The sequence below is a fragment of the Bacillus sp. OTU530 genome, assembly GCF_038440375.1.
Genome location: NZ_JASATP010000033.1, coordinates 56,506 through 66,905, shown reverse-complemented (window position 1 = coordinate 66,905; position 10,400 = coordinate 56,506). Strand labels below are relative to the sequence as shown.

General features: G+C 37.9%; 7 protein-coding genes. 5 read left to right on the top strand and 2 right to left on the bottom strand.

The genetic code is table 11. From position 1 onward, the window contains the following. Window positions 1-188: 188 nt before the first annotated feature. On the top strand, window positions 189-2,108 hold the full coding sequence (thrS, locus tag AAHB12_RS21040) for a threonine--tRNA ligase (protein WP_342046913.1): 1,920 nt from the start codon (window positions 189-191) through the stop codon (window positions 2,106-2,108). A 459-nt stretch (window positions 2,109-2,567) separates the two neighbouring features. Here thrS and AAHB12_RS21035 read toward each other — a convergent pair whose 3' ends face one another. Continuing rightward, window positions 2,568-3,521, bottom strand: a complete 954-nt coding sequence (locus AAHB12_RS21035) for a hypothetical protein (RefSeq protein WP_342046911.1) — start codon at window positions 3,519-3,521, stop codon at window positions 2,568-2,570. Between the two features lie 689 nt (window positions 3,522-4,210). Here AAHB12_RS21035 and AAHB12_RS21030 point away from each other — a divergent pair. Further along, a complete protein-coding gene (locus tag AAHB12_RS21030) occupies window positions 4,211-5,095 on the top strand; it encodes a sulfite exporter TauE/SafE family protein (RefSeq protein WP_129726572.1) in 885 nt (294 codons plus the stop codon). A gap of 214 nt (window positions 5,096-5,309) precedes the next feature. On the opposite strand, the gene AAHB12_RS21025 is transcribed toward AAHB12_RS21030, so the two are convergent. Then, entirely contained in the window at window positions 5,310-6,551 is a 1,242-nt protein-coding gene (locus AAHB12_RS21025; protein ID WP_342046908.1) for an ATP-binding protein, read from the bottom strand. A gap of 430 nt (window positions 6,552-6,981) precedes the next feature. Here AAHB12_RS21025 and nikA point away from each other — a divergent pair, with 430 nt between their 5' ends. The 3 genes from nikA to nikC are packed head-to-tail and all read left to right on the top strand — an operon-like array spanning window position 6,982 to window position 10,400. After that, window positions 6,982-8,604, top strand: coding sequence for a nickel ABC transporter substrate-binding protein (nikA, locus tag AAHB12_RS21020; RefSeq protein WP_342046906.1), 1,623 nt, complete (start codon window positions 6,982-6,984; stop codon window positions 8,602-8,604). Between the two features lie 21 nt (window positions 8,605-8,625). Further along, window positions 8,626-9,570, top strand: coding sequence for a nickel ABC transporter permease subunit NikB (gene nikB / locus AAHB12_RS21015; RefSeq protein ID WP_129726575.1), 945 nt, complete (start codon window positions 8,626-8,628; stop codon window positions 9,568-9,570). Then, a complete protein-coding gene (nikC, locus tag AAHB12_RS21010; RefSeq protein WP_129726576.1) occupies window positions 9,567-10,400 on the top strand; it encodes a nickel ABC transporter permease subunit NikC in 834 nt (277 codons plus the stop codon). Before nikB ends, nikC begins: the two co-directional genes overlap by 4 nt.

Below are 10,400 nucleotides of genomic sequence, written 5' to 3'. Positions count from 1 at the left end.
GCCTTTGAGCTATATCAGGGAACTATAGTATCTGATATCGTCCATGCTGCGTTACAGCACCAAAGCCGTAAGTTATCGTTTTTAGCTTATGGGAAATTGGGTGGAACCACGGGTATAACACACTCGTCCCTTGCCTGGGGATGAGTGTGTTTTTTTATTTATTTATTACTAAAGGAGTGTCTATTGATATGAGTGAAAAATTAATTAAAATTCAATTTCCAGATGGGGAAATAAGGGAATTTCCGAAAGGCATTACAATAGAAAAGGTAATAGATTCTATTAGCTCAGGTCTAAGAAAGGCTGCAGTTGTAGGGAAGGTAGATGAACAACTGGTGGATTTAAGCTACAAACTAGAAAAAGATGTGGAACTCTCCGTTTTAACTCTAGACTCGGAGGAAGGATTACAAGTTCTAAGACATTCATCAGCGCATGTATTGGCACAAGCTGTGAAAAGACTTTATGGTAGTGTGAAATTAGGGATAGGGCCAGTCATTGAGGAGGGGTTTTACTACGATTTGAAACTAGAGCACAGCTTAAGCTCCGACGATTTACTTGCCATTGAAAAAGAGATGGAAAATATCATAAATGAGAATTTAACAATCAAGCGAATGGAGGTTTCTTATGGGGAGGCTGAAAAGTTATTTAAAGAAAAAGGTGAGCCATTTAAGTTAGAAATATTAAAAGACATTTCAAAAGATGAAAAAATAACTCTTTATCAACAGGGAGAATTTACTGATCTTTGTCGTGGTCCTCATCTTTCATCTACTGGTTTAATAAAAGCATTCAAGTTAACTCGCGTATCAGGAGCTTATTGGCGGGGGGATAGTCAAAACGAAGTTCTGCAACGAGTTTATGGAGTGGCGTTTAAACATAAAAAGGATGTAAATGAGTATGTAAGGTTCTTAGAAGAAGCAGCAAAACGAGATCACCGTAAGTTAGGGAAGCAATTGGAGTTATTTATGTTTTCCGAGGAAGCTCCGGGAATGCCGTTTTATTTACCAAAAGGGCAAATTATTAGAAATGAGTTAGAAAATTTTTCTCGTGAGCTTCAAAGCAGTGCTGATTATGATGAGGTTCGTACTCCATTTATGATGAATCAACGATTATGGGAGCAGTCAGGTCACTGGGATCATTATCGTGAAAATATGTACTTTTCTGAAGTGGAGCAGACAAGATTTGCGATGAAACCAATGAATTGTCCAGGTCATATGTTAATTTTCAAAAATAATCTTTACTCTTATCGAGATTTACCTATCCGTTTGGCAGAATTCGGCCAGGTTCACCGCCATGAATATAGCGGCGCTTTAAATGGAATGCTTCGGGTTCGTACATTTTGTCAGGATGATGCCCACATCTTTGTTAGAGAGGATCAAATCGAAGATGAAATGAAACAGGTCTTTTATTTAATTGACAAAGTGTATCGCACTTTTGGTTTCGAATATTCGGTAGAACTTTCGACTCGCCCAGAGGATGCATTAGGCGATGATAGCCTTTGGGAAGTGTCTGAAGGGGCATTAAAGAATGTACTTGAAAAGTTAGAAATTAAATATCACTTAAATGAGGGAGACGGGGCATTTTATGGACCAAAAATTGATTTCCATATTAAAGATGCATTAAAACGGAGCCATCAGTGTGCGACAATTCAACTCGATTTTCAAATGCCAGAGAAGTTTGATTTAACTTATATTAATGAAAATAATGAAAAGGTTCGTCCTGTTGTTATCCATCGTGCTATTTTTGGATCCATTGATCGTTTTTTTGGAATATTAATTGAACATTTTGCGGGTGCTTTTCCTGTTTGGCTTGCACCAGTGCAGGTACAAATTATCCCTGTCTCGCCAGTTCACTTGGACTACTGCTTAAAGATTCAGTCAGAACTGAAACAACTGGGAGCAAGAGTGAAAATTGATAATAGTAATGAAAAGCTAGGATACAAAATAAGGGAAGCGCAGCTGCAAAAGATTCCGTACATGCTTGTTTTAGGGGATAAGGAGATTGAAGAAAATGCGGTAAATGCTAGAAAACACGGGGATCAACAATCGCAAAGCGTTCCATTTGAAGACTTTAAAAAGCAGCTTATACGACAAATCAAAGGGCGTAGTATGTAACAGGTTGTTTCCTCTCTATAGGAATGGAAGAACAATACATTAGATAGGCTAGATCCAATATCCTGCAATAGAACAGGCTTTTTTAGAAAGAAAACTCGCCGGTTGACGAGGATAGAGGCGTAGTTGCATTTACACTCTAACCCTAAAATTCCCTGATATCTCCAATTGGTTTTTAGTTGAGAGCTTATACTTTCTGGTGAGAAAAAGCTATCCGCAGCTGCTGGATAGCTCTTCCGCTTTTTATAAAAATACGCAGGCAAATATCAATAGAGTTAAGAAGGTGTGGAAGACAGAGAAATGAAACAGGAGAAAAAGCTGCTGACTATTTATGCATAATAACCGCCTTCCTTATAGCATGCCTTTTTTCAACACTACAAGTTTTGAGAGAAAAGGAGGATTACATACAAAATAGGCTATAGAGAGGACTTCTCTATAGCCTAAGAATTTTATAGGAAATGCCTAATCCGTTTTTCTTCTTTTTTGCTGATTGCTCTTAATAACACCGTCTGTTATATGAGAGTCAGTCACTGTCACTCCCTCACTAGAAGAAGCAGTTGTATGAGGGAGTGTGTCTATATTCGTAGAGGATACTAGTTTATCGGGACCATGGTATGACAGATTATTTTCTATTATTCCATCTGGATTCGTTCGTACATATGAATCAACGTGCACTATAGGGGTATTTGGTATCTTACCTGGTCCATGATACGATAAATTATTTTCGATAATTCCATCTGGAGCAGTACGCATATGTCCTGCCACTTGATGCATGCCAGGGTGGCTTCCTCCAGGAACAGTTTCAGTTGTTACAGTATGGCTAGTTCCCTCAGAGACAGGAGCGTGATCCACAGTTCCTTCAAATAGACTAAAATCCGCAAAGTCTACCATTTTTAAAAAAGGGAGTATTAGTGCTAAAAGGACAACTGGTACAGCACCCATAATTTCTAAAGCCTTGCTAGCGCTATATCCATTTCGATATAACCATTTCATATAAAAATGGAGCAATATAGCAGCAAGAACACCAGTAAATAAAGCACTGAATATATTCAGACTATATTGCCATTGATAAGCATTATTAAACATAATAAAAAATGAACCGTATACAAGTATTCCTCCGATAATTGGTCTCCAATTTTGGATAATATACTTTAGGCGCATAATAAAAAATACAACCATTAAAATAACTGCAATGGGTGCTAAAAATGGAAGAAGCGTAACAATACATGCGGTAATTGCAAAAAAGATTAACATCCTCCATATCTTAGGCAAAGCAGTAAAACAAAAGAATACAATCCCTCCTATGATCGGAAATACATGAGAAAAAAATGACAAAAAAGTTGTCAGGCCGTATACAATAACGGCTGTTTTATGTAATGCTGATAATGTATTTTGTTTTACCCAACCATTCATCAATAACAGCTCTCCCCTTGTTTTATCTAGCTAATTATTAAAAACATAAAGATCAATTCACCATCTAACCAAAACTCTTAAAATACCCTTATATAGAAGTGAAAATCTTATATACAAGCTAATCATTGCCAGTTTTATAGCAATAAAACTACTTAACTATAATATTATATTAACATAAATTAAGGGGGAGGAAGCTAAGGAGTAGAAAAATGGTGTTAATTTCCAGATTCGTCAAGGACAGATCTAATAGATGTTTGCTACTATGATAACTCAAGTATAATATTTGTAAGTTTAGATAATTCAGATATTTACTCATGGACTCTTATGTTTGTCCTCATAAAACACGTTCCAATTTGAGAATGAAGCAAGGTCTTGGTCTTTATTTATATCATTGCCTTTTCCGAAGGAGAGTAGGATGTACCTATATATTTTTAAAAATACAAGTTGACATAGTGGTGAACTTGGAATAAGATAAGAGAAATTAAATTCAGAAGATTTCAACTTGATAGGCAGCTTGTTATCTATATAAAAAGGAGTAATTTACCTGAAAGGTATATGTTTATTTTTTGGTTTAATTCATAGTATTCCAATGTGTATTAAAGGTTAGGGACTAACTTAACTATATACGTACAGGATAAGTAAGGTTGAATTGGGTATGAGGTTATAACTATAACCAAACTAGGAGGATGAAAATGCAAAAATTATTGATTTTGGCGTTTATTGGATTTTTCGCGCAGTTAATTGATGGTGCGCTTGGAATGGCGTATGGGGTAAGCTCATCGTCATTGTTGTTAGCATTTGGAATCGCACCGGCAGTCGCGTCTGCTTCTGTTCATTTATCTGAGGTAGCAACAACAGCAGCTTCTGGTATTTCGCATATTAAATTTGGCAATGTTGATCGAAAAATGGTCTACCGTCTTATCATTCCTGGATCAATCGGTGCATTTACAGGAGCATGCTTTTTGAGCAGCCTGCCTGGGGATGTTGCCAAACCGTATGTGTCCACATTCTTAATGCTTCTTGGATTTTATGTGTTGTTTCGCTTTCTGTTTGTGTTTCGTAAGAGTGAGGAAGCAGAAGCAAAGCCGCTATCAATTAAGCAATCTATTCCATTGGGCTTAATTGCGGGTTTTGCTGATGCAACAGGCGGGGGAGGATGGGGGCCAATTGCGACACCAATTCTCTTAACAAAAAAAGGCATGTCTGCACGTAAGGTAGTAGGAACAGTAGATACGAGTGAATTTGCTATTGCTGTAGCAGCAACAGTGGGCTTTGTGATTTCACTTGGCTGGGAGTCAGTGAACTGGATGTGGGTAGCTGCGCTTGTGATTGGCGGCGTTATTGCTGCACCAATCGCTGCTTGGTTCGTTCGGATTGTTCCACCACAGCTGATGGGCTTATTAGTAGGCGGTTTTATTATCCTTGTCAACGTAAGAACAATATTAAATACATGGGTAGCAAATGCTTCATTCCATCCTTATATTTATTTGCTGCTTGTACTTGGCTGGGGGGCTGCAATTATCTTTGGCGTGCGTAAAATGAATCAAGATGTAAAAGGGATTTCAAAGGTTTCATAGCTAATGAGGAAGTAACTAAGAAGTATCTAAGAGGTGTAACTTTCCTGCTTTTTAAAGCGCACTGATCAATAGTAAACATGAACGGAAAATATAAAATCGATTATCATTGAAACTATTAGTTTTACTAGTTATTTAATGATAATCGATTTTTCTATTTTTTCGGACCTAGCCCTCATACAGTACAAAGACGTTCATGAGCAAATAAAAACATCTTCTAAGTTAACTGGACCAGATGAGATTGGGGAACTGTAGGTAATATAATTTCAATTGTAGTTCCTTCATTTACTTTGCTTGAAATTTTCAGCTCCCCATCATGATTTTCAATAATTCGGTAACTTGTCATTAATCCTAAGCCAGTCCCCTTTTCTTTTGTGGTGTAAAAAGGTTCTCCAAGAGTTGGCAATCGATCCTCAGGGATACCAGATCCTTGGTCAATAAAATATAAGGAGACTTTATTTTTTTCCTTAATAGCTGCCTTTACATGAATTATGCCGCCATTTGGCATCGCTTCAATGGAATTTTTTAAAACATTGATGAATACCTGCTTTAACTGATTTTCTTCACACACAATAATCGGAATATCCGGCTCAAATTCTACAAGGATTTGAATATTATTCATAATGGCCTGTGTATTGATAAGAGTTACAATATCTTGAACTAAACTTTTTATATCTTTTTCTTTAAACACAATATCAGTTGGTTTAGCTAGTATTAAGAATTCACTAACAATCAAATTAATTCGTTCTAATTCTGTTAATAAAAGATTAAAATATTCTTCATCACTTGGATATCTAGATTTAAACAGCTGAATGAATCCTTTGATAGAAGTGAGGGGATTTCGAATTTCATGTGCGATTCCCGCCGCCATTTGTCCCACAACTGCCAGTTTTTCTGACTTTTGAAGAAGGGTGTCTGTTGTTTTCTTTTTATCAGTAATATCGTTAAGTATGGACAAAATTGCTTCTTTTCCTTCATATACAATAGCTCGGCTAGAGACTTCAATAAAGACCTTTTTTCCGTCCAAGCGTACTAGCCTTTGTTCGACCTGATTAAGAGGTCTATTTTCTTCGCGCAGCCGTTTTAAGCGCTGCATTGCAAGAGCTTGATAATTACCATCAATAAAGCTATAAATCGTCTGCCCTAAAATATCATTTTTTTTGGAGGCGCCCAGCATGTTTTCCCCAGCTTTATTTACATAAAGGATAAGGTTTTGCGAGTGTATAATAATAGCATTAGGTATAGTTTCAATTAGTTGTTTATAGCTCTTTTCACTTACTTTTGCCTTCTCCGCATAAAACCTCGCTTTGTCATATTGTTTGCCTATAAACCAAGCAATGGATACGGCTAACAAGGACTGGATAGTTTGCATTTGTAACAGCTCATGTAAAAAGAAAATTTGGATGAGTGAAAAAATAATCGTAATGCTGATAAAAGTTATTCTGCCTGTTGTTTTCATAAAAGCTTCCTCTTCGGTTATAGTTATACAAGTTGCATTAGACTGCAAATAAAAATAGTAAAAACACTTTATGTCCAAGGTCTTGGTTCAAATCGTTATATTGTTAAAATTTATAATAGCAAATGGAAACGTTTTCTGGTTAAGTTTTTTTAAAATTGTATAAACTTCCCTTATTTTTAAATGGAAGCAGATAGATGTAACATATGCCAGAACCTTGGTACCGGAACGCATTCCCGCAAACTGATCTACGAAGTATCATGGTCAATATGCATGCCAAGGAAGACATAGTATATGGGAATTGTTTCTAATTGTGAAATTATTCGTAATTTTCATTGACAGGGGGTATCTTAGTTAACTATTATTAGTGAATGATAATCATTTTCATTCGTATCCATCTGTTTTATTAATTTTAAGGGGGAAGTATTTACTAATGCTTAAAGGGAAAAGGAAAATCGCTATATTACTATCAGTAGTAATTCTGCTCTTATCTGTTGTCCTTGTAGGTTGTACAACACAAAAAAGTGAGCAGACAGAGAAGGAAACGAGTAATAAGGAAAAAACTCTCACTTTGTCTTGGCCGAGGGATATAGGAGAGATGAATCCGCATGTTTACAACCCTTCACAAATGATTGCCCAATCAATGATTTACGAGCCATTGGTTAGCTATAAAGAAGGGGGTAAGCTGGAACCAGCTCTAGCTGAATCATGGGAAGTATCTGAAGACGGTAAGGAGTACACTTTTAATCTTCGTCAAAATGTAAAATTTTCTGACGGAACAGCGTTTAATGCGAATGTTGTGAAAAAGAATTTTGATGCGATTATGAAAAACGTGAAAATGCATAGCTGGTTAGGATTAATCAGTATGATTGATAAGACGGAGGTAATCAATGATTCTACCTTCAAAATCATATTAAAGCAGGCTTATTATCCAACATTGCAGGAGCTAGCAGTGGTCCGTCCAGTCCGTTTTTTAGGTGAAGCAGGTTTTCCGGATGACGGTGACACTTCAAAAGGAGTGAAGAAACCTGTTGGAACGGGACCATGGATGCTAGCGGAATATAAGAAGGATGAATATGCGGTATTTACTCGCAACCCGAATTATTGGGGTGAACGTCCGAAGGTTGATAAAATCGTGATTAAAACAATTCCTGATGCAGAGACAAGAGTACTTGCTTTTGAAAAGGGCGAACTCGATTTAATTTATGGAGAGGGCGCTATTAGTTTGGATGCTTTTAAACAATTAGAGGAGTCAGGAAAATATAAAACAAGTATTTCTGAACCTGTTGCAACAAGACAATTAGTCATGAATACGACGAAAGAGCAGCTTTCCGACATAAAGGTACGTCTAGCACTTCAATACGGTTTTAATAAGCAAGCAATGGTAGAAGGAGTGACTTCTGGACTGGAAGAGAAGGCAGACAATATTCTAGCTCCCAACCTGTTATATACCAATATTAAAACAACACCTATTAAGTATAATGTAGAAAAAGCAAAGAGTTATTTAGAAGAAGCGGGCTGGAAGCTGCCAGCTGGAAAAAGTGTTCGAGAGAAAGATGGTAAAGCATTGGAGCTTGAATTGATGTATGACAAGTCGAACCAAATCCAAAAGGCAATGGCGGAAGCTCTTCAAGCTGAGTGGGCGATGATCGGCGTTAAGCTGAATATTAATGGTGTTGAGCTGCCCGTTCAAGTAAAACGCTTTGGTGAAAATGATTTTGACTTGAATTTCTATAGCAACTACGGAGCTCCATATGATCCGCATACCTTCCTTAACATTGTCTCCGTAGACGGATTTGGATTCTCAGATGCTTTGTCCAACTTACCAGTGAAACAACAGCTTGATCAACAAATTAAAGAAGTATTTGCCTCCACGGATGAGAAAAAACGAAAAGAACTATACAGCTCTATCTTGCAGACACTACAGGATCAAGCAGCAATCGTGCCGATTTCTTATATTAAGAAAACAGCTGTGTATCAAAAGGATGTAACTAGCTTTGAATTCCCAGCAAATCGTGATGACCATCCATTCAGTGGAATTAATATTAATAACTAGGAAACGGCAGGAGGAGAAATAATGGGTAGCTATATTATGAAACGACTTTTTGCCATCATTCCTATTTTTCTCTTTGCCACACTGCTTACTTTTTTGTTCATTCATCTGTCGCCGGTCGACCCTGCTGAAGCATATTTGGCAGCTGCCCATATTCAACCGACAGCGGAGATGTTAGAACAAAAAAGACAGGAGTTTGGTCTAGATCAGCCGCTGTTTGTGCAATATATCCAATCTCTTATTAAGATATGCCAACTTGATTTTGGCATATCTTATCTTTCTAACAAGCCAGTTTGGCAGGAGGTTGTATACCGGATGCCTGCAACGGTCCAACTTGCCTTTACTAGCATTTTCCTAGCCGTACTCGTTAGTGTGCCTATCGGATTTTTAGCTGCAGTGAAGAGAAACGGGGTCATCGATCAGTTCAGCAGAATTCTAGCTTTTTTGGGTGCTTCCATTCCGCAGTTTTGGCTTGGTTATCTATTAATCTATTTGTTTTCTGTGAAATTTGATCTGTTTCCTGTAGAGGGGACGGGAACGTGGCTGCACTTTATTCTTCCGTCCGTAACGCTGGCTTTACCGCTAATTGCTATTTATACTCGTTTGCTGCGCATTAGTGTACTGGAGAATTTGCAGGATTTCTATGTCTTGTATGCTAGAACAAGAGGTATTCACGAGCGTGCCATTATGGTAAAGCATGTATTAAAAATTGCAATTTTACCGATGATTACGGGGATTGGGATGAATTTTGGCAAGCTGCTGACGGGAACGATTATTGTTGAGTCCGTTTTTTCATGGCCTGGGTTTGGCCGTTATTTTATTGAGGCGATTTTTAACCGGGATATACCAGTCATCCAATGCTATGTGTTTCTTGCGGCCTGTCTATTTATTTTGTGCAACCTGATTGTAGATATTGTACAAATGTATATGGATCCGCGCATCTCTTGGAAAGGGGGAACGGATCAATGATTGCGAGTATAAGGGGTGTTTTTAAGCACCAAACAACCATCACAGTCTGCTTATTCACTTTAATCGTTCTTTTTATACTTACGATTTTGGCTCCGTGGATTTCCCCGCACGATCCAATTCAAGTGAATTTAGCTTTAAAATTAAAGCCGCCTTCCATGGAATATCCACTGGGTACTGATTACTTGGGGCGATGTAATCTGTCTCGTCTTTTACATGGTGCTCGTATTTCCCTAGGGATTGCGTTTTTAATTTTCATTTCGTCATTGGGGATTGGTTTACTTGTCGGAACGTTTGCCGGCTATAAGGGAGGCCGGATTGATCTTGTACTGATGAGATTTTGTGAGGGAGTGATGGCATTCCCGAATCTTGTACTTATTCTTGGACTTGTCGGAATATTCGGCCCTGGGATGAAACAGGTGATCTTGGCAATGGTGCTTGTGCAGTGGGTGTATTACGCGAGGATGTTCCGAGGCTTAGTGCTCAGTCTGAAGGAGCAGAACTTTATTGCCGCCGCGAGAATAAACGGATCTTCACAATGGAAAATTATTAGACGGCATATTATCCCAAATGTACTTCCTCCAATTGTCGTAATGGGGACACTTGAAATAGGCTGGGCTATTATGGATATTTCCGCCCTGTCGTTTCTAGGACTCGGTATTCAGCCGCCCACACCAGAGTGGGGTGCTATGATTCATGAAGGAAAATCATATATACGAAGCAATCCAGAGTTAATGATATATCCAGGTGTAATGATTATGCTCGTTGTTATCACTTTTAATGTATTGGGAGAAGCTTTATCAGATCGCTTTGGTGTAAAACGACGTTTTTAA

What these genes read in the sequence shown, in the direction of transcription:
- thrS (WP_342046913.1), top strand. Translation starts at nt 189, where the DNA reads ATGAGTGAAAAATTAATTAAAATTCAATTTCCAGATGGGGAAATAAGG.
- AAHB12_RS21030 (WP_129726572.1), top strand. Translation starts at nt 4,211, where the DNA reads ATGCAAAAATTATTGATTTTGGCGTTTATTGGATTTTTCGCGCAGTTA.
- AAHB12_RS21025 (WP_342046908.1), bottom strand. Translation starts at nt 6,551, where the DNA reads ATGAAAACAACAGGCAGAATAACTTTTATCAGCATTACGATTATTTTT.
- nikA (WP_342046906.1), top strand. Translation starts at nt 6,982, where the DNA reads ATGCTTAAAGGGAAAAGGAAAATCGCTATATTACTATCAGTAGTAATT.
- nikB (WP_129726575.1), top strand. Translation starts at nt 8,626, where the DNA reads ATGGGTAGCTATATTATGAAACGACTTTTTGCCATCATTCCTATTTTT.
- nikC (WP_129726576.1), top strand. Translation starts at nt 9,567, where the DNA reads ATGATTGCGAGTATAAGGGGTGTTTTTAAGCACCAAACAACCATCACA.